The organism is Methylotetracoccus oryzae, from assembly GCF_006175985.1.
Classification (GTDB): Bacteria; Pseudomonadota; Gammaproteobacteria; order Methylococcales; family Methylococcaceae; genus Methylotetracoccus; species Methylotetracoccus oryzae.
The window spans coordinates 18355-41633 of the sequence record NZ_SRSH01000009.1 but is presented as its reverse complement, the minus strand read 5'-3'; the positions used below and the strand labels follow the sequence as shown (position 1 = coordinate 41633).

General features: G+C 61.3%; 17 protein-coding genes. 5 read left to right on the top strand and 12 right to left on the bottom strand.

The features are described 5' to 3' along the window. The first annotated feature begins 8 nt into the window (after window positions 1–8). The 3 genes from aroK to hemE all read left to right on the top strand — a co-directional run bounded on the left by aroK (window position 9) and on the right by hemE (window position 2762). Window positions 9–536: a shikimate kinase AroK gene (gene aroK / locus BWR02_RS10470; RefSeq protein WP_328591517.1), complete on the top strand. Its 528-nt coding sequence runs from the start codon at window positions 9–11 to the stop codon at window positions 534–536. Next, window positions 533–1618 (top strand): 3-dehydroquinate synthase, encoded by a 1086-nt coding sequence (gene aroB / locus BWR02_RS10465; RefSeq protein ID WP_139557705.1) that lies wholly within the window; start codon window positions 533–535, stop codon window positions 1616–1618. Before aroK ends, aroB begins: the two co-directional genes overlap by 4 nt. A 79-nt stretch (window positions 1619–1697) precedes the next feature. Further along, on the top strand, window positions 1698–2762 hold the full coding sequence (gene hemE, locus BWR02_RS10460; RefSeq protein ID WP_139557703.1) for a uroporphyrinogen decarboxylase: 1065 nt from the start codon (window positions 1698–1700) through the stop codon (window positions 2760–2762). 20 nt (window positions 2763–2782) lie between these two features. Here hemE and BWR02_RS10455 read toward each other — a convergent pair whose 3' ends face one another. The 9 genes from BWR02_RS10455 to BWR02_RS10415 form a co-directional block, all read right to left on the bottom strand. Then, complete coding sequence (locus BWR02_RS10455; RefSeq protein ID WP_139557701.1) at window positions 2783–4231, bottom strand: response regulator; 1449 nt, start codon at window positions 4229–4231, stop codon at window positions 2783–2785. 260 nt (window positions 4232–4491) lie between these two features. Further along, a complete protein-coding gene (locus BWR02_RS10450) occupies window positions 4492–8184 on the bottom strand; it encodes an FAD-dependent oxidoreductase (RefSeq protein WP_139557699.1) in 3693 nt (1230 codons plus the stop codon). Between the two features lie 590 nt (window positions 8185–8774). After that, complete coding sequence (rbp, locus tag BWR02_RS10445; protein ID WP_139557697.1) at window positions 8775–9065, bottom strand: RNA-binding regulator; 291 nt, start codon at window positions 9063–9065, stop codon at window positions 8775–8777. 98 nt (window positions 9066–9163) lie between these two features. Then, a complete protein-coding gene (locus BWR02_RS10440) occupies window positions 9164–9439 on the bottom strand; it encodes an RNA recognition motif domain-containing protein (RefSeq protein ID WP_139557695.1) in 276 nt (91 codons plus the stop codon). A gap of 801 nt (window positions 9440–10240) precedes the next feature. Then, a complete protein-coding gene (locus BWR02_RS10435; RefSeq protein ID WP_129883781.1) occupies window positions 10241–10447 on the bottom strand; it encodes a hypothetical protein in 207 nt (68 codons plus the stop codon). A gap of 235 nt (window positions 10448–10682) precedes the next feature. Next, window positions 10683–11099 (bottom strand): hypothetical protein, encoded by a 417-nt coding sequence (locus tag BWR02_RS10430; protein ID WP_139557693.1) that lies wholly within the window; start codon window positions 11097–11099, stop codon window positions 10683–10685. Window positions 11100–11221: 122 nt separating this feature from the next. After that, window positions 11222–11617 (bottom strand): CBS domain-containing protein, encoded by a 396-nt coding sequence (locus BWR02_RS10425; protein WP_139557691.1) that lies wholly within the window; start codon window positions 11615–11617, stop codon window positions 11222–11224. Between the two features lie 200 nt (window positions 11618–11817). Next, window positions 11818–13185, bottom strand: a complete 1368-nt coding sequence (locus BWR02_RS10420) for an aldehyde dehydrogenase family protein (RefSeq protein WP_139557690.1) — start codon at window positions 13183–13185, stop codon at window positions 11818–11820. A gap of 7 nt (window positions 13186–13192) precedes the next feature. Then, a complete protein-coding gene (locus BWR02_RS10415; RefSeq protein WP_139557688.1) occupies window positions 13193–15505 on the bottom strand; it encodes an NADP-dependent malic enzyme in 2313 nt (770 codons plus the stop codon). A gap of 489 nt (window positions 15506–15994) precedes the next feature. Between BWR02_RS10415 and BWR02_RS10410 the strand changes: the two genes are divergently transcribed. Further along, a complete protein-coding gene (locus BWR02_RS10410) occupies window positions 15995–18430 on the top strand; it encodes a LamG-like jellyroll fold domain-containing protein (protein WP_139557686.1) in 2436 nt (811 codons plus the stop codon). 312 nt (window positions 18431–18742) lie between these two features. Further along, on the top strand, window positions 18743–18958 hold the full coding sequence (locus BWR02_RS10405; protein ID WP_139557684.1) for a hypothetical protein: 216 nt from the start codon (window positions 18743–18745) through the stop codon (window positions 18956–18958). 224 nt (window positions 18959–19182) lie between these two features. Here BWR02_RS10405 and BWR02_RS10400 read toward each other — a convergent pair whose 3' ends face one another. From BWR02_RS10400 to crcB, 3 genes are all read right to left on the bottom strand, one after another. Continuing rightward, window positions 19183–20655, bottom strand: coding sequence for an FG-GAP repeat domain-containing protein (locus BWR02_RS10400; RefSeq protein ID WP_162560102.1), 1473 nt, complete (start codon window positions 20653–20655; stop codon window positions 19183–19185). Between the two features lie 1624 nt (window positions 20656–22279). Continuing rightward, the gene (locus BWR02_RS10395; RefSeq protein ID WP_139557681.1) at window positions 22280–22594 is read right to left on the bottom strand and encodes a putative PII-like signaling protein; all 315 of its coding nucleotides are present in this window, start codon (window positions 22592–22594) and stop codon (window positions 22280–22282) included. Beyond that, on the bottom strand, window positions 22570–23277 hold the full coding sequence (gene crcB / locus BWR02_RS10390; protein WP_139557679.1) for a fluoride efflux transporter CrcB: 708 nt from the start codon (window positions 23275–23277) through the stop codon (window positions 22570–22572). Before crcB ends, BWR02_RS10395 begins: the two co-directional genes overlap by 25 nt. Window positions 23278–23279 lie beyond the last annotated feature (2 nt).

The following is a 23279-nucleotide window of genomic DNA, read 5'->3' as shown; positions in this document are numbered from 1 at the left end:
CCGTCAACGTGAATATCTTCCTGATCGGTCCGATGGGCGCCGGCAAGTCGACCATCGGCAAGTTGCTCGCCAAGACTTTCGGCCGCGACTTCGTCGACAGCGACCGGGAAATCGAACGACGGACCGGTGTCACGATACCGATGATCTTCGAATACGAAGGCGAAGCGGGCTTCCGACGCCGCGAAGCCGAGATGCTGGCGCAGCTGAGCGCGCGCGACGAAATCGTCCTGGCCACCGGCGGGGGCGCCGTCATCCTGCCCGAGAACCGTGCCCTGCTGCGACGGCGAGGCTTCGTGGCGTATCTGAAGTGCAGCATCGAGAAACAACTCGAACGCACCCAACGCGACTCGCACCGCCCGCTGCTCAATACGGCCGACCCGCGCCAACGCCTCGAAGATCTGTTCCATGAGCGTGAGCCGCTCTACACCGAGATCGCGGATGTGACCGTCGACACGGGTTTACTGTCGGGACAGGCCGCCGTCCGGTCCATCGCCAAGGCCTATCAGAATGCCTGCAGCGGGCGGGGCGACACATGAAGACGCTGAATGTCGAGCTCGGCGACAGAAGCTACCCGATCTACATCGGACGCGAACTGATCGATCGTGCCGAACTGCTGGCGCGGCATGTCAGCTCGCAGCAGGTTCTGCTGCTGACCAACGCGACGGTGGCGCCCCTTTATCTGGCCCGGGTGAACGCCGCTCTGGGCGACCGCCGCATCGAGCAGCTGATCCTTCCGGACGGAGAGGCGTACAAGACACTGGATTCGGCAGCGGAAATCTGGGACCGTCTGCTGGAACGACGCTTCAGTCGCAACGCTACACTGGTCGCCCTGGGCGGCGGAGTCATCGGCGATCTGGGAGGCTTCGCCGCAGCCTGCTACCAGCGCGGCATACCCTTCGTGCAGATCCCCACGACACTCCTGGCGCAAGTCGACTCCTCGGTCGGTGGAAAGACCGGGGTTAACCACCCGCGCGGCAAGAACATGATCGGCGCCTTTTACCAGCCGCTGGCCGTCATCGCCGATACGGGCACGCTGTGCACTTTGCCCGACCGCGAGCTGAGCGCCGGTCTCGCCGAGGTGATCAAGTACGGACTGATCCGCGACCCCGCGTTTTTCGAGTGGATCGAGGCCAACATCAAGGCACTCGTGCAGCGCGAGCCGGAAGCGCTCGCCCACGCGATCGAACAGTCGTGCCGGAACAAGGCGGCGGTCGTCGCGGCGGACGAGCGGGAAACGGGGGTACGCGCGACCCTGAATCTCGGCCATACCTTCGGACACGCCATCGAGACTGGCTGCGGGTATGGTACCTATCTCCACGGGGAGGCAGTCGCCATTGGAACCTGCATGGCGGCTCGGCTGTCGCACCGCCTCGGTTGGCTCGGTTACGATGGGGTCGGGCGTATCGAGAGCCTGCTGCGATCTGCCGGCCTGCCGACGCAACTCGAACCGGGACAGCTGTCCGCAGGACGCATGCTGGAACTGATGGCGGTCGACAAGAAGAACGTCGACGGCAAACTACGCCTGATTCTGCTCGAAGGCATCGGTACCGCAACCCTGCCGCTCGAAATCGACTCGGCCACGGTCGAAGCGACACTGACCGAGATCCTTTCCAGTTGAGGCTCGGCCCCCACCCTTATCCGCTCGGGTTCGGACGACGCTCGGCCCGATCCTTCGCAGCCGCCGCCGGAACCCTGTCATGCTGCTAGAGAACGACACCCTGATCCGCGCACTGCTGCGCCAACCCACGGACCGGACCCCTGTCTGGATGATGCGCCAGGCGGGCCGCTACCTGCCGGAATATCGCCGGGTGCGCGAACTCGCCGGGAGCTTCATGGGCTTGTGTACGAACCCGGAACTCGCCTGCGAAGTCACACTGCAACCGCTGGAACGCTATCCGCTGGACGCAGCCATCCTCTTCTCCGACATCCTGACGATACCGGACGCCATGGGCCTCGGCCTGACCTTCGTCGAAGGCGAAGGTCCTCGCTTCAGCAATCCGGTCAGGCGGGCCGAGGACATCCGCAATCTCCCGATCCCGGACCCGGAGCAGAACCTCGACTACGTCATGGCGGCCGTGCGGCTCATCCAGCGCGAGCTAAAGGGGCGGGTTCCGCTGATCGGTTTCTCCGGCAGCCCGTGGACCCTGGCAACCTACATGGTCGAAGGCGGGAGCAGTCGCGACTTTCGCCGGATCAAGGGATTGCTCTACGAAAATCCATCCCTGCTGCACGCCCTGCTGGCGAAGCTGGCGGATGCCGTCGCGCTGTATCTGAATGCGCAGATCGCCGCCGGCGTAGACGCCGTCATGATCTTCGATACCTGGGGCGGAACCCTGGCCCACCACCATTATCGAAGCTTCTCGCTGGACTATGCCGCGCGAGTCGCAGAACGACTGAACCGCGAGAACGAAGACCGCCGGATTCCCGCGGTGTTCTTTACCAAAGGCGGAGGACAGTGGCTGAACAGCATGGCCTCTGCGGGATTCGATGCACTCGGCCTGGATTGGACCACCGACCTCGGAGAAGCGCGTGCCCGGGTTGGCGACCGGGTCGCACTGCAAGGCAATCTCGACCCGATGACGCTTTACGCATCCCGGGACGTGATACGCGACGAAGTGCGCCGTGTATTGCAGGAATACGGCCGCGCACCGGGCCATGTCTTCAATCTGGGTCACGGCATCCTGCCGGATGTAGACCCGGAACATGCCGGTGCGATGATCGCTGCCGTGCATGAGCTCAGCCCGGCATTTCACCGCGACTAGCGGGACCGCATACCCAGGGATCAGACCGCGGCGGGCAGTTCCACCTCGACAACGACGCCCGGTCCATCCTCGCGATTCAACAGCCGCACATCCCCGCCGACCTGCCAGATCAAGCGGCGCACCAATGGCAGCCCCAGGCCGATGCCTGGCGTTTCTCCGGTGGCATACTTTTCGGCCTGATCGAACGGCTGAAACGCCCGTTCGATCTGTGACGGGGAGAGGCAGACCCCATCGTCCGCCACCCGCAGCCGCACCTTGCCCGACCGCGCGGCATCCACGCTGACGTCGATCACGGGCCGCCGCTCCGGGTGGAACTTCCTCGCGTTGTCCAGAATCTCGTGCAACAGCAACGACAGCGCGGAACGCTCGATCGCGAGACGAGACACTACGCCATCCGACGCGAAGCGGATATCGGCCCGCGCGAACTCCAACGCGTCACCAACCTCGCGGAGTACGGCTTCGGCTTCGGCAATTTCCAACCTGCCACGCTGGCGGTGCCCCATCGACACGCTCATGTAACTCATGATGTGAGCGACCGACTCGTTGAGCTGCTGAGATGCGCCGCGTGCGATCGTCAGCAACTCGGTGGCGTCTGCCTCGAGCGGATGCCCCTTGAGTACCTCTTCCAGCAACGACAAGCTCATCGCAATATGATTCAGCGGCGTATTGAGCTTGTGCGGAATCAGGCGGCTCAGTTTGGCGGTATCGATGACACTGGCCATCTCGGCGCTGACGTCGCGCAGTTGCACCAGACGTCCGAGAGGCCCGCAGTCGTTGCACTGCAGCTCATCCACGCCGATCCAGAATGCGGCCGCAACCTCGGATTCGGGTCGCACCAAATACAGCGGCTCATGGGATTTGCGGGCCTCCCACGCACCCCAGGCGGCCGGAGGCTCCAGGTTGTACTGCTGCCGCGCCTTGGCAAGGAAATCGCCCTGCTCCTCCAGTTTCGACGGATCGAGGCCCAGGAACAAACACGCCTTGTGGTTCGCATAGACGATTCGGTTGCTCGAATCCATCTGCACATAGCCGTCCTTGGACTGCTCGAGCAGCCAGCGCAGTTGGGACTCCTGAGCCAACAGGCGGCGGTAACGATTCAGCCGGGTTATCGTTCGGACCCTGGCGCGCAGCTCGTTACGATTGACCGGTTTGCTGATGAAGTCGTCCGCCCCCGCCTCGATGCCGGCGATCCGGGATTCGCGGTCGTCGAGCGCGGTGACCATGACGACCGGGACCTCGGCCAGAGTGGAGCTTTGCCTTATGCGGCGGCAAACCTCATACCCGTCCATCACGGGCATCATGACATCCAGCAGAATGAGATCGGGCGGCGTCGCTTCGGCCATCTCGAGACCTGAGGGACCATCAGCGGCGAAGCGGAGACAGTAGCCTTCGCTGTGAAGCAGCGCCTTGAGGCTCTCGGCACTGACCGGCTCATCATCGATGATCAGAATCTGGGGTTGCAGTTGCAATGGATTCCCTCATGAGTATGTCCGGGGAGCCGCGCCGCAGAAGTCCAGAGTCCTGACGGTCCCGCACTGAGCCGAAAGCCACACCGTCCGTCCGTGTCGATAGCCACAGCAGCGCGCTCGAGCGCGTCGTCAGAACCTCAACGTCGTACCCCAAAACCCAGTCACCAAAACTCCCGTCGGGCGAAAGCACCGCACCGATGCAGGCCAACGGAGCGGGGCAAGCGCGACGTCACAACTCGCACCCGCCCCGCGGTAACCCATCAGGCGCTCTTCTTGGTGAGCAGATAATCCAGCCACAGTCCCGCCAGCTTCTCCTGGACCGAGTTCTGCCGCAAACGCGCATAGAGATTCGGAAAATCGACCCGGTCGAGTTCCTGGTCCTGGTTGTAGCAGGAGTAGACGAAATACTCCTCACCGGTTTCCGGATCGACGTGCTTGCACAGGCATTGAGCACAAACGCCCTTCATCATGCACTGCATTGGCGAATTGATCGAACCGATGGCGGTATGGTGAGGTTTCAAATAAGGAGCGAGCACACCGTGCCGCGCCGCCTTGACGGCCGACATCATGCGGTCGGAGCCGATCACGATGATGTGGTCGACATCGTCCAGATGAATCGGTGTCGCGCCGAGCTCACCTTTGGCGTAGGCCAGCATCGCCTCGATGATATTGCCGACGAAGGTCTTATCCTGGGGCCGCAGCGGCGGGATCGCCTCGGCGCCCGGCGTCTTGTCGACGGCCCAGATCACCAGGTCTGAAGCCGCTTCGATGTCGCGCACCTTGAATACGTCGCCGCGGTTGCGATAGCCGGCGAAGTAGATGACCTGATTACCAGCGGCGCGCAGTGCCCGTCCGATCGAGAACAGTACGGCGTTGCCGAGCCCGCCACCCACAAGCATGACCGTTCCGCCGGTGTGGATCTCGGTCGGCGCGCCGGTAACGCCCATGACGACCAGGGGATCGCCGGGTTTCCATGTCGCGCACAGTCGGGATGAACTGCCCATTTCGAGGGCAATCAACGAAATCAGGCCCTGCTCCTTGTCGACCCAGGCGCCGGTCAAAGCCAGACCCTCGGTGGTCAGCACGGTGTCCTCGACGACGGGCGCCAGGGCTTCGAAATTCTGGACCCGATAGAACTGTCCCGGGCAGAAGTGCTTCGCGGACAGTGGCGCCTTGACGATGACTTCGATGATGGTCGGCGTCAGCCGGTTGATCTCGACGATGTAGGCGCATAACGCCTCATCCAGCTTCCGCTGGAACGCCTGCAGGGCCTGATCGCGCTCGGCCTGCCTGCCCGGGTCCAGCGCCGCCAGTTCCTTTTGGAACAGCCGCACGACGTAAGGATGCCCATCCTTCGCGCTGGCCATTGCCTTGACCACATTGCCGGCATAGACCGGATGGTTGTCGCCGTAGAACGTGATGTAACGCCCGCCGCGGCGGTAGGACGTGAAGGGCGCCGGCTTGCCGATCTTTGGCCACAAGGTGTCGCTGACCGGCTCGAACTCGAAGCCGGCCTCGGTCGCGATGGGCTCGTAGCGCTGGTAGAACTTCCGGTCCATCTCGAAGGTGTCGGGATGCTCGGATTCGTAGATCGTGTTGGGCGAGGTTCCGGCCGCGACGAACAGACTCTTCAGCGGCACTTCGAGTTCGCTCGCCTTCTTCCAGCGGCCCTCGGTCTCCTCAAGCTTCTCGAAGCGAACGGCACGCAGATGGCCATGGGCATCCTCCAGCGCCTCCAGCGGGCTCATGCCCTCGGCGAGCAGGATCCCCTCGTCCATCGCTTCCTTGATTTCCTCGTGGTTCTGCCGGTAGGCGGGCGAATCCTTGATGCCCTTGCGGTAGAACAGCGTCACACCGCCCCACTGCTCCAGCAAAGGCACGAAGTTGGGCTTCTCGCCGGCCGCGGCGGCACGCTGCCGCTCGGCCTGGATGGCTCGACCGTGCGTCAGGAATTCGTCGAGGATCTCGGTTTCTTCCGCGTCATAACGACTCCGCACGCGGTCCTCGCCAAACGCGGCACAGAGCTTTTCATACCGGTGCAACACCTTCTCGACCTGCACCGGATAATAGGCGAGCAGCTCGGTTGTCGTATCGACGGCTGTCAGACCACCGCCAATGACGCCCGCCGGCAGGCGAACCTGCAGATTCGCCAGGGACGATTCCTTCGCGGCGCCGGTCAACTGCAGCGCCATCAGGAAATCCGAAGCCTTGCGGATACCCCGGATCAGATTGTTCTTGATGTCGATGACGGTCGGCTTGCCGGCCCCCGAAGCGATCGCAATGTGGTCGAAGCCGAGATCCCAGGCCTCGTTGATCGTCAGCGTGCCGCCGAAACGAACGCCGCCGTAGACGCTGAAGTTGCGTCGCCGCGCGAGCGTCAGGTAAATCACCTTTAGGAAGTTCTTGTCCCAGCGTACCGTGATGCCGTATTCGGCGACGCCACCGAAACCCAGCATGATCCGCTTGTCGAGATCCTCGTAGAGGTCACGGAAGTCGCGAATCGGCTTGGGCGGCGTCTTCCAGTCGCCGACCAGTTCCTTAGGCAGCGGCTCGATCTTCAAGCCATCGATCCCGACGACGCCGAAGCCCTCATTCGACAGATAATGCGCCAGCGTGTATCCAGCCGGACCCAGACCAGCGATCAGCACGTTCTTGCCGTTGTAGGGCAGCGCGTACGGACGCTTGACGTTCAGCGGATTCCAGCGCGTCAGCAGGCTGTAGATCTCGAAACCCCACGGCATGAACAGCACGTCGGTCAACGCATTCGTTTCGATCTGCGGAATGTTGACCGGCTCTGTCTTCTGGTAGATGCAACCTTTCATGCAATCGTTACAGATCCGGTGACCGGTACCGGGGCACAGCGGATTGTCGATCGTGATCAGGGCGAGTGCGCCGATGTTGTCCCCGCGGCGCTTGACCAGATGCATCTCTGAGATCTTTTCTTCGAGCGGACAGCCCGTGATGGTTACGCCGAGCGGATTTTCCTTGTAGCTGCCGTCCTTCTTGTTCCGCATACCCTTGGAACAGGAATCCGTGTCGCGGTCGTGGCAGTAGATGCAGTGGTCCACCTCGTACAGCACACGGCGCTCTGTGAAACGCGGGTCGGTCAGCGCAAAGCCGTCGCGCCGCCGGTGATGTTCCGCACTGCCGGCCCAGGCACCGTAGCCGTCACGCTCCCGCACCTCATGTTCGACCAGATGAGTGAAATCGGTCTTTGCAGGAAACTTGAAGCTCACCCAACCCCGCACCTTGTGCTGGAAGGCTGGCAAGCGTTGCGCGGCGAAGCTCCAGCGGCGGATCATTTGGAGCAGCGAATCGGCAAACTCGGCCGGATCGGTCAATGCCAGCGTTTCGGACAAGGCCTCCCGCGCGACCGCCGAAGCGGTCAACTGCTCTCGCAGGGCAGCCATCCGCTCAGCGGCATCATCAAGCGTACCGGGTTTGTCCGACGCCACTGCCGCGAAGTGGCGGTGCAGCGACACGATGCGCGCAGCCAACTGGCCCATGCGGCTTTCCGCGTCCACATCGGCAGCGGTCGCCGCCTGCAACAGCGCGTCGACGCGAACATCCAGCGCCTCGAGATCCGGCCACGCGGCAGGATCGACACCCTTGAAGGCTTTATCCAGCGTCGCGACGATATCGTTGCGGTAGACGAAAACCGTATCGAACTCATTGCAGATCGCCCGGATCTGCTCTTCCCGCGTCGCTTCGACCTGAAACAACCGCGCCACGAAAGCACCAACATGGGGTGCGGCGCGGACCAGCAGATCCGAGACGACCTCGGGGCTCATCCCCTCGCCCTCGCAAGAACGGTAGTCGCGAAAAGCGCTGAAGAGTTCGGCGTCGCGTTCCTCGAGTTCGCGATCGAACTCACGGGACAAGTCGGCCAAGCGCGCCGAATCATAAAGGTCTGCGTAGGTGAAGCCCGGCACGCCGAGAGCGAGTTCTGTCATAGGGTTAGGTTTGTTCAGCGGGTTGATGAACGGGCTCAGCAGCGAGCCGAAGCATAACAATAACCCGTTAGTTTAACGAATCAGCGTTTTGAACGCGACTCTCCGTCGTGTGGTGCGCACCAGCGCACTGGCGGAACTCGGAGAGGGCGCAGCGGGCCGGAATCGGCCGGCCCCGGCCGCTCGGCTGGAGAGGCATAGCGCGACGCCGCCAGAAGTTGCGGCACGCTGCGTGACTCGGTCGGCAGTTGCTTCGAGCGGCGGTCAGGGCCGCCCCCGAGTTCCTTTTGCCTACCTGAACGCAATCGAAAGAGCCGAGGGCGAGCGACGTGCCTTCGTAACTGTTCACGTCCCCCTCGCGGGAGCGGTCCGGGAGGCCGAGACACGCCGTGAATCCGTCCCTGGAGGCTCGGCTGCGGGTTCCCTCCCGCAGACGGTCTCGCCCTCCCAGCCCGCTCCCACTACCCAACACGTCAGCAGGGTGAATGGTTACCGTGCCTTCTGCGCCTAGGCACTATTTCGAGTGGCTGGAGGGGCTCGGACCTATCTGGCCGTCGCCCCTCTCGGGATGAAACGAGTAAGGACGGTAAGGCTCAGTAACGTCTTCCGCCACCGCCGCCGAAGCCGCCGCGATCCTGCTGCGGACGCGCCTCGTTGACGGTCAACCGGCGCCCCGCAACTTCCTTTCCGTTCATGCCGGCAATTGCCGCTTTGGCATCCTGATCGCTGCCCATCTCCACGAACCCGAAGCCTTTGGATCGCCCTGTAGCCCGGTCGATGATCACCTGGACCGACTGGACCCTGCCGTAGGCACCGAACAACTGTTCGAGTTCCTGATCGGTCGTGTCGTAGCTCAGGTTGCCGACGTATAACTTACTGCTCATAAATGACACTCCAGAAATCCAACACGCCAAGTGCGAAAACGCCGCCGATCACGAAACCCGGCCCAAACCAAGGCGACAGGGAGCCACAACCGGCGTGCCTAACGGCGGCGACCGCCACCACTGCCGCGGCGCGCGCGCGGCCTTTCTTCGTTGACCCGCAGACTGTTACCGCGCAGATTATATCCATCCAGGCCGGCGATGGCTGCCCTGGCCTCGTGGCCCTCCATCTCGACGAACCCGAAGCCGCGGCAACGGCCCGAGAAAATATCACGCACCAATTCGATCGAACGAACGCGGCCGTAGGCAGCGAAAAGCTCGGTAAATTCGCCGTCAGTGACGTCGGGGGGAAGATTGCCAATATAAATTCGAAGCATGAGCACGGTCCTCCATCGTGTGCCGAAACACAGGGCCGCGCCGCGAGAGCGGGGCTTTCGCAGTCGTCGGCTTCCCGGTCCGGCCGGGTATTGCAAAATAGATCGCTCAGATTCGGTGAACCCGACCACGACACGACGATGAGTTCCGTCGCGGAGAAGCCGTCGATAGTCCACTGGGAATGTAAGCGGGGCGTTCGTAGGCGCGTCTCGCCAAATCACGCCACAAAACTCTCCCAATACAGGTTGGGAGACTGCGACTCCTCGAGTTGCCAGCGCGCAGCTCAAGCGCTGAACGCGATCGACGATCCCGTGGCATCGGGCAGCCGAACCGGATTCAGCGAGCAGCCAGGATTACCACGGAGGGTCTTGGAGGATCAGGTGGGCTTTGCATACAGCCATCCGGGCGCTCTGCCATGAGAGCTAAACCGGAACAGCCGGGGATTTGGCCTGCGAAGCAGCTAACCGCTTAACAGCTTATCCTGCTTCGTGTGCTTTGGCCAATCGATTTTTTTCGGTTGCCTTTCAATCGGTGCACGCAGCAACGGGGAGGCCCATCAGGGCGATCAGCCAGCCCACACCGGGAACGGGTCGTCGACCCGACTGAATTTCCCGGCCCGAGCTTTTTGCGGGCCCCGCGACAGGGATGCTCTGGTTACATCGGGGGCGCTCTTCAGACAGTGATTGCGCGATACCGTCCGCCCACCTTACGCCGCCGTGGGCAAGCCTTCGGGTGGTCATGACTCCGATCTCAACGCGCGCAGCAGCTGCCCGCAAGGCTGTTCCGTCCTACGCGGTCGCGCGTCATCCAGAGAACAGGCGCGAAAACAGATAAGCGGAACTGCTGGCGACGAAAACGGCCCCCATCATGGCGAGCCAGTATTTTCGCGCTCGCAAACCCAGAGCACAAAGGAGCAAGCCGGCCAGCAACGAGTACGACGCTGTGCCGAGCATCATCTGTTCATCGACAGCGGCACCGACCTGCTCGGCCGAATTTTCACGGTAACGCATGGTTTGTTGGGGAAACGGCTAAATCAGTCAGGCAAAAACCGCGGCATTCGACGGGGCGCGGGGCATGTCGGTCGAAGACGAACTGACTCATTCAGCGATTTCTGCGGTAGAGAGTCCCATCGCCAAGAACCGTGGCGGTAAACATCCAGTCTCGTCTGGCAACGCGAACCGCATCTTGTCACGCCGAGTCTGAACCCAGCCGGGAGCGCCTTTTTTCAGAGGCTTCGCAAAGACTTCAGACCACCATCAACAGCATCGCCAGAACGATCAGACCACCTGCCAGGTAGAGCAGCTTCTGATACCAGCGTGCCGACCGCCATAAATCGATCAGGGCCGCGCGAGCATCGTGAACACTCTGTCGGCATTCGCCCGAGACCCGCTTGATCCATGGGGTCAACCGCCAGGCGCCGAACAAGGCAAGCGCGATGAGCAGGCCGACACTCATCCATGCGGCGCGGCCCTGCGCCTTTTCGTAGGGAAGGCCGAAGACCTTCTCCAATAACAGCATGAAAGCCGTGTGAGTCACATCGACCAGCAGTTCGACGAACTCCACGAACAACGTGACGAGCATTTCGCCGCCGAACAGGATCGCGGCAATCACCGTCGCGATCAGAATGATCTTCCAGGGGATTCTCCGCCCCGACTCGCTCATGAACCCTCTCTGTCACGCGATTTGATGACGGCCCGCTGGCGGGCCCGCGAACACGCGTCCTGCCTCAACCCGGCCCGAACATCCCGACTTAATCGATCGGGCCGCCGGCACATGCCGTCCCGTCATGCCATGGCAATCAGCGCTCGCAGGACATCGACACGACTGATCACTCCGACGAGCACGCCGTCCTCCATCACCGGATAGCTGCGATAAGGCTCCCGCATGAACATTTCCGTGACATCGAGGATACTGGTTTCGGGATCGATGACCGGGATATCCGTGGCCATGTAATCACGTACCTTACCGCCCGGATCCTCATGGTAGCCCGCATGATAGGCGACCCGCAGACAATCGGACTCGGAAAAAGAACCGACCAGCTTGCCATGGTCGTCCATGACGACCGCTGAAGTGATCTTGTGCTCTAGCATCTTGCGGATCGCTTCGTAGACGCTCATCTCCGGCGTGAACGAAACCAGACGCGTGGTCATGTAACTGCGGACGCTGATTTGTCGCAACATGGGATTACCTCCTCGCTGTCTTGCGGCGGCGCGCAGCACCGCCCCGTGATTTAGGCGCGGTCCGGGAGGGCGCCATTGTCTGAGATCGTAGGCGGCGCCGCAATAGCTGCTAGCGGCAGTTTTTTGACGTGCAGCGAGGGAGGTCGGGCGAATAACGCGGTGCCGAAGCACCCAAACTGCTAGTCCCGGTACGTCCCGATTCAGGCAGGGTCGATCCAGACCGAGCGGGATGCGCAGAACTCGAGCATGCCCTGACGGGACAGTTCCCGGCCATAGCCGGACTGCTTGACCCCCCCGAAAGGCAGACGAGGATCGGAGAACGGCGCACGATTGACGAACACCGCGCCGGCATCCAGCTGGGCGCTCACGCATGCACCCCGTTCGAGATCCCGGGTCCAGACCGATGCCGCGAGCCCATATTCGCTCGCATTGGCCACGCGGATCGCCGCGGCCTCATCGCGAACCCCGATCGACACCGCCACCGGGCCGAATACTTCGTCACGCCCAACAGCCGCATCGGCCATCACCCGGGTCAGCAAGGTCGGCGGGTACAGAAAGCCCGGTCCGGAAGGCACGCGCCCACCCAGCGCAAGCTGGGCACCCGCCTTCCGCGCCGCCTCGACTTGGCCGTGCAACTGCTCCCGCAGATCGCCGCGGGCCATCGGCCCCAGATCGGTTTCCGCCGCTCGCGGGTCGCCGACGCGCAGCGCCGCAAGCCGCTCCAGCAGCGCATGCTCGAAGGCTTCCCGCACCGCTTCGACCGCAATCAGGCGTTTGGCCGCGATGCAGACCTGCCCGCAATTCTGGAAGCGCGACGCCACGGCCGCTGACGCGGCCGCTTCAACGTCGGCATCCTCGAGCACCAGGAACGGATCGGAGCCGCCGAGTTCGAGCACCGACTTTTTCAGTGACTGACCGGCCAGACCCGCGACGATGCGTCCTGCCCTTAAGCTACCGGTGATGGTCACCGCGGCCACTCGCCGGTCCGCGATCACCTGCGGAATCCGCGGTGTATCAATCAACAGTGCGCGAACCAGACCCTCCGGAAACCCCGCTGCGCGAAACAGCTGCTCGATATCCAGCGCGCAGCCGAACACATTCGGCGCATGCTTCAACAGAATGCCGTTGCCGGCGAGTAACGCGGGAATGCCGAAGCGAAGCACCTGCCAGAACGGGAAGTTCCACGGCATGATCGCGAGCACCACGCCGAGCGGCAGCAGATCCACATGGCTGTCGAATGCCTCGGTTGCAACAGCCTCGGGGCGCAACCACTCCTCGGCGCGTTCCGCAAAAAACTCGCAGGCTTTTGCGCACTTCTCGATTTCGGCGCAGCCCTCCCGCAATACCTTGCCCATCTCGGCAGCCATCCGGTCGGCGTACCGGTCGCGGCCGTCGCGCAACAAATGACCGAGCCGGAACACGCGCTCGGCGCGTTCCCGCGCTGTCCAGCGGCGCCACGTCAGCTGTGCCACGTAAGCTTGCTCCAGCGCATCTTCCAGTGCGGCCGGCGTCATTTCGGGATAGGTCGCCAGCGGCTCTCCCGAGTACGGATCGACGGTGGTGAACACCGGCTCGTCAACGAATGCGCAGGCTTGCCTGAGTGGCGCTCTCGTGCGACTCCGCCGCCTGCGCGCCGACAACGGTGAACGCCGTCATGTTGACGATACGGCGCACCGTCGCACTCGGCGTCAGGATATGGGCCGGCCTGGCGGCACCCAGCAGGATGGGGCCGACCGTAATCGCGCCAGCCGCGGCTGCGCGCAACAAGGTGAACGATATGTTGGCGGCATCCAGCGTCGGCATGACCAGAAGGTTCGCTTGGCCGTGCATGCGCGCGTAAGGAAAAACACGCTGCCGGATGTCGCCGGACAGCGCCGCATCGCCGTGCATCTCACCCTCTACCTCCAATTCGGGCGCAATGTCGTGAATCAGCCGCAGCACGTCGCGCATCTTCTGGGCGCTGGGGTTTTCATGGGTGCCGAAACTGGAGTGCGACAACAGCGCAACTTTCGGCGTCATGCCGAAGTGGCGGATCTCCTCGGCAGCCAGCACCGTGATGTCCGCGAGCTGCTCGGCCGTCGGATCGGGATTCACATAGGTATCGCAGATGAACAGGGTGTGGTCCGGCAACATCAGTACATTCATGGCGCCGTAGTTCCGGGTCGCCGGCTTGTGTCCGATGACGTTGTGGATGTAACGGAGATGCAGGCCGTACTGCGCGAAGGTGCCGCAGATCAGGCCATCGGCCAGCCCGAAGCGAACCATGATCGCGCCGATCAGGGTCGTGCGCCGACGAACCTCCCGCTGGGCGAGTTCCTGCGACACGCCCCGACGCCACATCAGCTGGTGATACCAGGTCCAGTATTCCTCATGGCGAGGGTTGGCATCCGGATCGACCAGTTCGAAATCCTTGCCGGGCTGCAGGCTCAGGCCGAGGCGCGTGATCTGCTTGTGCACGACAGCCGGGCGACCGATCAGGATCGGCTGCGCCAGTCCCTCGTTCAGGACGACCTGGACCGCCTGGAGTACCCGTTCGTCCTCGCCTTCGCAGAACACGATCCGCTTCGGTTCGCGCTTCGCCTGGGCGAACACCGGGCGCATGACCAGGCCGGTCTGATAAACGAATTCGATCAGGCTTTGCCGGTACTGTTCGAAATTGGCGATGGGACGGGTCGCGACCCCCGATGCCATCGCCGCGCGTGCAACCGACGGTGCGATCTCGGAGATCAGACGCGGATCGAAGGGCTTCGGGATGATGTAGTCCGGCCCGAAGGTCAGCGTCTCGGTCCCATAGGCCTCGCGCACACGGTCGGCCTGGCCCGCCTGGGCGAGTCCGGCGAGTGCCTCGACACAGGCCTTTTTCATCTCGTCGGTCACGGTGGTCGCACCGACGTCGAGCGCACCGCGAAAGATGAACGGGAAGCACAGCACATTGTTGACCTGATTCGGATAGTCCGAACGGCCAGTCGCGATCACCGCGTCATCCCGCACCGCCTTGACCTCGTCGGGCAGAATCTCGGGTGTCGGATTCGCCAACGCGAAGATGATCGGGCGCTCGGCCATCCGGGCAACCATCTCCTGCTTCAGCACGCCGCCCGCGGACAAGCCGAGAAACACGTCGGCACCACCGATGGCCTCGGCGAGCGTCCGGGCCGACGTATCCTTGGCAAACCGCGCCTTGTTGTCGTCCATCTCCTCGACGCGACCGGCGTAGACGACGCCCTTGATATCGGTCACGAGGATGTTTTCCATCCGCGCGCCCAGCACGAGCAGCATATCGAGGCACGCCAGCGCCGCGGCACCGGCACCGGACGACACGATGCGGATCTCCTCGATGGGCTTGCCGACGATCTTTAGCGCATTCAGCAAGGCCGCACCGACGATGATCGAGGTGCCGTGCTGGTCGTCGTGGAAGACCGGAATCTTCATTCGCTCCCGCAGCTTGCGCTCGATGTAGAAACACTCTGGCGCCTTGATGTCCTCGAGGTTGATGCCACCGAAGGTCGGCTCCAGGCTGGCGATGATGTCGACCAGTCGGTCAGGGTCCCGCTCACTGATCTCGATATCGAACACATCGATGCCGGCGAACTTCTTGAACAGTACCGCCTTGCCCTCCATGACCGGTTTGGCAGCATGCGGGCCGATGTCGCCGAGCCCGAGCACCGCCGTGCCGTTCGTGATGACTCCGACCAGATTGCCGCGCGTCGTGTAGCGGTACGAGTTGGCCGGGTCCGCGACGATCTCTTCGCAGGCAGCTGCGACGCCGGGAGAGTATGCGAGCGCAAGATCGCGCTGGTTCGTCAGCTGTTTGCTCGGCGCGACCGAAATCTTGCCCGGCTTCTGGTGCTCGTGATAATCGAGCGCCGCTTTGCGCAGTGCCTCTTCCATTGGGATCGACTCCGGAATTTTCTGGAGCCGCCATGTTAGCCCAGTCCCATCGAGCGGCGGCATCGGGATGGGCCCTTTTCGGGCCCATCCAGGAAACCGTGTGTCTACCAAGAGGCTCATTTCGACGATCGCGCCCTCCAGACGGGCAGGGTAAACGATCGAACGACGCTGCGCACGTCGTGCCGCCCGGCGCGCTGCTGCTCATCGTCTGAGCTCCGGCGAGAGGGTATCGTCGCCAGCGCCCGCCGACCTACCTGCGTCGTAAAGTTTCCCTACTCCTTCCGTTCACTGGGAGCATTTTCTTAGGTAATCACGCCCATTTACGGACTAAACCCTAAGTGCTTGACTTGTTTCGGCGACGACAAGTTTTAGTGAGAACTTAGCCAAACCCCGGACAACAAGAAAACCGGACGTCAATTCGAGATCACTTTAGGAAAGTCTCAACCAGGCATAAGTGTGCCTGGAAACCTGCAATGGAGATACCCACCCATGAACCACGTAAATACGAGCTTCGCATCGCTCCTGACTGGGTATTTATGTCTTTTTCCGATACCTGTGTCGGCGTGGATCTTTGGAGCCACCTCCGACATCCATTCCAACGATGCAGTATACGGTCCGGCACCAACCGCGGTAGTCAATCGTGACCATCGACAACTACTCGATTTTCACGACAGTGGCGCGCAGTTCATCATTCAAACAGGCGACTTGTTTGAAGGCATCTGGCTCAGTAACCAGAATACCCGATCGACCTATGGCATACTTCCCAATGGCACTTTCTCATTGCCGTATTTCATCGACAATTGCGCACAGGTCTGCTACGGGGACATCAAGCGCCGTCTCGAAGATCCGCCGGCAGGCCTTCCCCTGATCAGCGCACCGGGCGACCACGAACTGGGCGATAACAACTGGCCTTCAGGGTCGGAGAAAGCCCGTGCGATGATCTATTTCAAACAAGCCTTTGCCAAGGCGTTTACGCTGAATTCCGACGGCTCATCCCGCTATGACGGCTGGATCGGCGCGGTACGACAAAGGCCCGTCGGTACACCGTACGCGAACACATCCTATGCATTCATCAAGAACAACATTCTCTTCGTCGTTCTCGATGTCTTTCGCTTCGAAGGCGAAAGCCAAGTGCTCGACCCACGTACCGGCGTTGCTTCGCCCGAACTGGTTGGCGATCACCTCAACTGGCTCGATGCCGTGCTTGCCGCCGGAAGGAACCTGTCCGATATCCGTTTCATCGTTGTTGCCGGGCATACGCCAGCCATTCTGCCCATAAATCTGATCGACACGAGCGCGATGATTATCAAAGGCGCCGAAAGGTCATCCCTCTGGCAGGTCATCCGCAAGCATAAGGTGGACGTGTATCTGACCGGCGAAGTCCATTCACTTACCCCATCCGTCGATGAAAGCAGCGGAACCGTACAACTGGTCAATGGATTCAAGGGATATAGCCATTCGCACTTGCTGTTTGACGTCACAGAGAACCGGATCGACATACAGCTTCGCGAGCACTCGGATACAACCTATACGACATTCGAAACCACCGGCACGATGACCATAACCAAGAGCGCTGACAACGGCAATAACGTGATCACGGGAACAGGCAATCTTAAGCCAGTAGACCGCGCCGGAATCGTGCTCAACTACAACATGGACGGAACGGATTACTCGAGCAACATTCCCAACAACGGGCAGTTATCTGAATACTATTACGGACTCGCCAAGAACGTTACGAGCACAGGGGGGATAATTGGTAACGCAGGGCGATTTTCCGGCGCATCACCGTCTTACATCGAACTTCCCGTTGCCAAGGCACCAGTCCACCTGAACCCAATCATCTCGGACCACCCACGCAGCCTCGCGTGCTGGATCAATACGAACGCCGCCGGCAGGCAGACCCTCATCTCGCTGGGAGCCGGATCCAGCGCTTTCGCTTTGCAGATGAACAACGGAACACCCTCCCTGGTCGCCCATGGCAGCACAGTGAAACCGACAGCCGTACTACCCACGTTGAGCGATGGCCTCTGGCATCATGTCGCGACCACACATCCGGGCCACGGGGCGACCATGATGGCGGCCAAGCTGTATGTCGATGGCGTCGCACTCGCCGTCTCCGCGAGCAATTCCGCGACCAAGCTGGATACCCTGCCTTGGGGGGGCATTACGGTCGGCGCCGATGGGCAGAAGGCCAATGGCTTCAGCGGCTCACTGGACGATTGTGGTGTCTGGTCATCGGCGCTATCGGAGGGCATGATTTCGGCCCTACATCGCTCCGGACGGGATCCGGGAATCGGATTTGCCGCGGCGACGCTAGACAGGATCTTTACCGTATACCGCACCGGGAGAGCCGCCGAAGTGGACGGCGCGCACTGGTCTCCGGCTGCAGGGCTGACGGGAAGCGCGGGCACTATCACGAAGGAGCCTTCCGGCGACTTCACCATCGTCCTCGGCCCCGATGGCTCGGGGGTAACGACCGTCACCCATGATGGCCCGCCTCCCAACCGGCTAACGAATCCGGGTTTTGAAAACGATTTCGCCGGTTGGCAGGGCATAGGGAACGGCACCATCACCGGCGCCAACGTTCACAGCGGGCAGAAAGCCGCCCTCTACACCCGCCCGGTGGCCACCAAGACCATGCTATACCAGAGCCAGGGTGCCCTGCCCCCGGGGGCCTATACCCTCTCCATCTGGTACCAACGGCTCAACGGCATCAAGTGGGCGCACCTGGGTGTCAAGGTACGCGATACGGCCACCGGTAAGGTCACGTATCAGAACACGGTCCCGATGAGTTCGATCGGCGGCTGGACCGAAGCCGTCCTCGGCAGTGTGCCGGTCACAACCGGGCAGACACTGCAATTCAATATCTGGATGGAAATCAATGCTGGCGGGACGCTTTACCTCGATGACGCACAACTGAGATGACGCGCGGATCACGAACCGCCCCGGGCACCGATATCCCCCGGCCCCGACGAAGGATCTTTACGTCACAGGTGGGCACTCGGTCTTCGGATGCAGACCGAATGAAGTCGAGGTAGCGCCGGGGCATTCGATGCGGGCGTCACTCGACATTGCTCGGATAGCGGCGACGGCAGCGCGGGGCGGCTCTTCCTCCAGGGTCGTCCGCAGCAACCTGAGCTGGAACCAAGGTCGCCGACGCGACGGATGGGGCGCAACCTCGACCAAGGCGAACACGCGCCCCCTGCTCCCAAGCATTCCGGCCCGACGACAGGAACCGTGATTGACCTGTTGACCACAACGAAGACTGATCAAGAACAGGGCATCCGCTCCGGAGTGTGGCGGCGTATCTGGCCGTCAGGCAAGATCCGGTCGGGCATGCAGCAGGCCTCGGCCAGCCAGTTCCATGCAGTCCGACCCGTTCTGCCCACTGTAAAGCGCAGCCATCCCGATCATGTCGGGCGTCTCGACCTCAGCCTTTTGCAGTTTGCGTGATTACGAACAAAGACAGCCAAACGGTGCTTGTATGAGTCTTGCCGGCCAAGCCGAGACGGCCGTAATTGCGCCGGCTCGAATTCAACGTACAGGGCACGGCAGCCGCGGCTTCCCGCCAATCTCACGTACGAATTAAGGCGGGCCGAAGTGATCGCGATCGAAAGTGACCGCGCTCTGCCTGCGCGGCGCGCCCATCCCATGGCACGCCGTGCGTCAGGAAGGATTTATGGGGCAGTCAATGAGAAGTCATCGACATAGACGGATCCACCGGCCATATTCCAGATCTGCACCAAGATTGATGTGGTATTCGGAGGCGTCTCGAAGCTTACGGTTTGCTCCGCGTAGGACGTGCCGAATGGTGCCAGATTTCTGCCAGCAGCGATCGGTTTGCCGGACGCATCCTGGAACTGATAACCCGCCGCGGCCCAGTGGGACAGGTCTACCCTGCCGGAAACCCGAAGGGTATAGCGGGTATTGGCGTTCGCCGCGATGACCTGTCCTCCGCCGCCGCGGACACGGACAGTCCCGACCCAACTGCCACCGCGAGTCTCATCGCGCACGATCTGCAATGCACCGCGCCAGCTGACCCATGGAGTCAGCCGACCCGTCTCGAAATCACCATTGGGTATCAGATTCGTAGACGGCTGCACCGGAGGCGAGTCCTGGAAGAATTGCAGCGGCCCGCCGTCGCCTACGCCGCGACTGTTCACCAGCAAAATGCCGGCGCGGCCGTCGAGATCGTGATCGATAACGGCGACGCGCCCACCGGAGCCCTGGCTCGACGAGGCCACCACCTCGGGCGTGAACACCCCGCTTCCGCCGTTACGTAACAATAGATCGGCCGGATTCGCCGAACCCGACGGATTCGTGCTGGAGACGTAGATGTCCAGATCACCGTCGCCATCGACATCAGCCGTTACCGTGTCGAAGAGATTCTGCCCGGCGAAGCGCTGGGGCTCACCGAAGCTCCAGGGGCCCTGGCCAGGGTAGATGCGAACCTCGCGCGGGATCGTGACCACGAGATCGAGCTGACCGTCCTGATCGACGTCGGCGGCGATTGCGCTGCGCGCGTAATACCGCAAGCCCAGCGCTGTCGTCATGTCGACGAAGCCCGTGCCGCCCGTATTCCTGAATGCGTACAGCGTCGAGGCCCCACAGACCAGGAGGTCGTCAAGGCCGTCTGCGTCCATGTCGACCGCAAAAGCAGGAGCGCCGCCGATTTCCTCAGTGAACCCCGGAATCACCAGTTCGCTGAAGCGGCTACCAGCCTGATTCACGAAAAGACGATTAGGGCTTGGGATGCCGTCCTGGCGGGGAAAGTGGTTGCCAACGAATAGATCGGGAAACCCGTCGCCGTTGAAGTTGAGCCAAACCACACTCCGCGACCGTCCATGCGGATCGGTCACATTCCAGGCCGCCGCCTGGTCCTGAAACGAACCGTCCGGCTGCTGGATCCACAGCTGATTGGCCTTCGTCGCCGTGCCGTGGGACGCTCCCCTGCCACAGTACAGATCCAGCCGTCCATCGACGTTCGGATCGCCCCATTGACAATCCAGTCGGTCGCGTATGCCGAAGTCGATGCGAGTGTCCTCGACGAAACTCCCGCCGACGTTGCGATACAGGCGGAACGGCAGCGTCCAGCGTCGATTCACCAGGATGTCCGGCCATCCGTCTCCATCGTAGTCGGCAGCTGTCATGTGATACGCCGGGGTCGTCTCGGCTATACCGATTTCGGCAGCGGTATCGACGAGAGCTCCAGCCGCCGCGTCTCCACCGACCGAGCCCAACGAAATTAGAGCGGCCCAAAACACCCGAGTCTCAAAATTTTTTGCAGTCAACATTGCTGTCATCCCTAAGATTACCGCCGACCAACGCTGACCCATCGAACCAACTCGGACAAAAGCACGAACGACGTACGATATGATCATTACGCAGACCGGATTACACCCCCCGAATATTGGATACCTGAAACGCCCCTAAACAAGCCGAACGCACTACACAAGCGATACCCTCCCGCCATTTTTCCGGCGAATGTTGACTTAGCCTGATAGTCATTGGAATTGAACCGGCTCATGTCGGTCAATAGGTATCGTTACGTATCTCTTTAGAGATAGGTATTTATCACCAGCAAAACCCTCCCTGAAGTGTTTCCATACACCAATACCGATGAAATCAGACCACACATAACCGCAGGATGAGCCCAAAAACGCCGGTAACACAAGAAGGACGTTGCCGGTAATCTTCACTGCATCAGCGCGAATATCGCCCTGCTACTGGGCATTGATGAATCTTCGGCACATACGTTGTAACGTAGACAGCGAGTTGATCGCATGTACCTATGGCTCATGTGTGGTGCATGGTCGGGACGTAACCTTACCCTAGCCAGGAATCCCGCAACGAGCGCTGTGCATCAAATGATGCCGATGCATTCAAATTGAATGTGTACGACGGATTTATGCTCGCACAGTCAACCGACCAGCCCCACCGGATGACATCCGGTGAATATGGTTAATACCTTGCTTTTAGAAACAAGATGATCACTAGCGGAATGACAGCCATATCTCACGGAAAAAACGGAATAAATATACCAAAGACTGTATATGACGCCTATTTTAACCAGGCATTTTATAAACTCGAAAAGTTAAACGTAGACGGCTAAATCGTATCAATATTAATCGGCAGATCATGCGGTTTCTTATGCACGTTAAATTCCTGAATAAATAATAATTTATTTAGCTATTTGATATCGTCAATCGGGTCTCGAGTGAGGCATGAGGAGGACGACTGACGAGGAAGCGAAGGATTCCGGCGATAATCAGGCCGGGTGAGTAGCAGGAGCCGAAAGTGATCGTGAGCGAGGATTCGATCGCAACACTGGCCGGGTCGCAGAGTGCATTGACTCAGTGGATGGAACTGCAGGCGGACGTACCAATGTTGGTGGGCTCGCACGTGAGCGAGGGGTTATGCATCCGGCGGGTGGTAGCGCAGGTGGGGTTTGGGTACGGCGCTGCATGATCGCCTGCGCGCACGGTAACGCGAGCGCGAGGGACGCCCAACTAAGCCGAACTGGGTGTGCGACCACTTGGCATGACTAGTCGCCGCAAGCTAACTACCGCGAGCCTGGAGAATCGCAACGTCGCACATCCGGTGGTCGCCCAAACCTTGGCCGAATGGCCCTGCGTGCAGCGCCTGTTCGCGGATTGCGGACCGGCATCACCGGTGCGCATGCACTAACAAAAAGAGGTGGCTCGATCGGGCTTCGGCGCAGCTAAATCCGTCGGGAGACCGATCATTCGATTGAAGTAAGGGCAGGAATGGACGTCAGTCCGCCTTGCTGTATAACTGCGCGGGCCAGGTCACGACGTGGGGCAAACTCAGATGGCGCTCCAACTCGGCGATAATGCTTTCGACCCGTTCCGGACTATCGTAAAACTCGACGACAAGCGGTAAATCCATGGACAGGTCCATCAGCGACGCCGTGTGGACTTTGCCGTCCGGCCCGAAACCGGAAAGCCCTCTCATGACGGTGACGCCGGCCACCTTGGCATCGTCGTGCAAGTACCGGATGATCTCGGCGAGCAGGTGCTCCCCTTCGCGGGTGTAGATCCGCGCTACCGTGACAGGTTGAGTTGCCATAACCAGTTCCCCGCGAAAGAACCCAGCCAAACCATCAGAGCGCCGCACAACGCGTTGATGGCGAACAGACCCAGCAGCCCGTGGAACTCGGGCCGTATCTCGGACAACGCCAGCGCCAGCCACAAGGTCGAACCCATGGTCAGCAGGCCGAGCATCGTGATCAACGCAATGGCTCGATGCTGCGGTGCGACGCCGAGATAGTGGAACAGGAAGCCTGCGGCGGCGGCGAGCGCGAACGCGCTGACCAAAACCAGCAGCAGTCGGCCGTACGGCAGGCCATGCCCCCACAAAGGGTAGACATCACTTGCAAACAGCGTCCTCCCCCAAACGACTCCGAACCAGACCGCGGCGACACACAGCACGGTGCTGAGAAATATGTTCAAAAGGGCCTTCAGGACATCGCCCTGTTCGAACAGGTAGAGCGTTTCGATCGCAAAGGTCGAGAACGTCGTGTAGGCGCCCAGAAAGCCAATCAAAATAGCCGCCCGATACTCCGTGGCCAGCGCGAAACGCTGCAGCATCAACTCGGTCAGCAACCCCATCAACATGCACCCGGACACGTTCACGACCAGCGTCCCGTGCGGGAAATTACGGCCGAGCAGCGCGTAAATACCGTTCGCAACGAGAAACCGTGCGACGGCACCCGCAGAACCGCCCAAGGCAATCGCGACCAGTTCTCTCATCC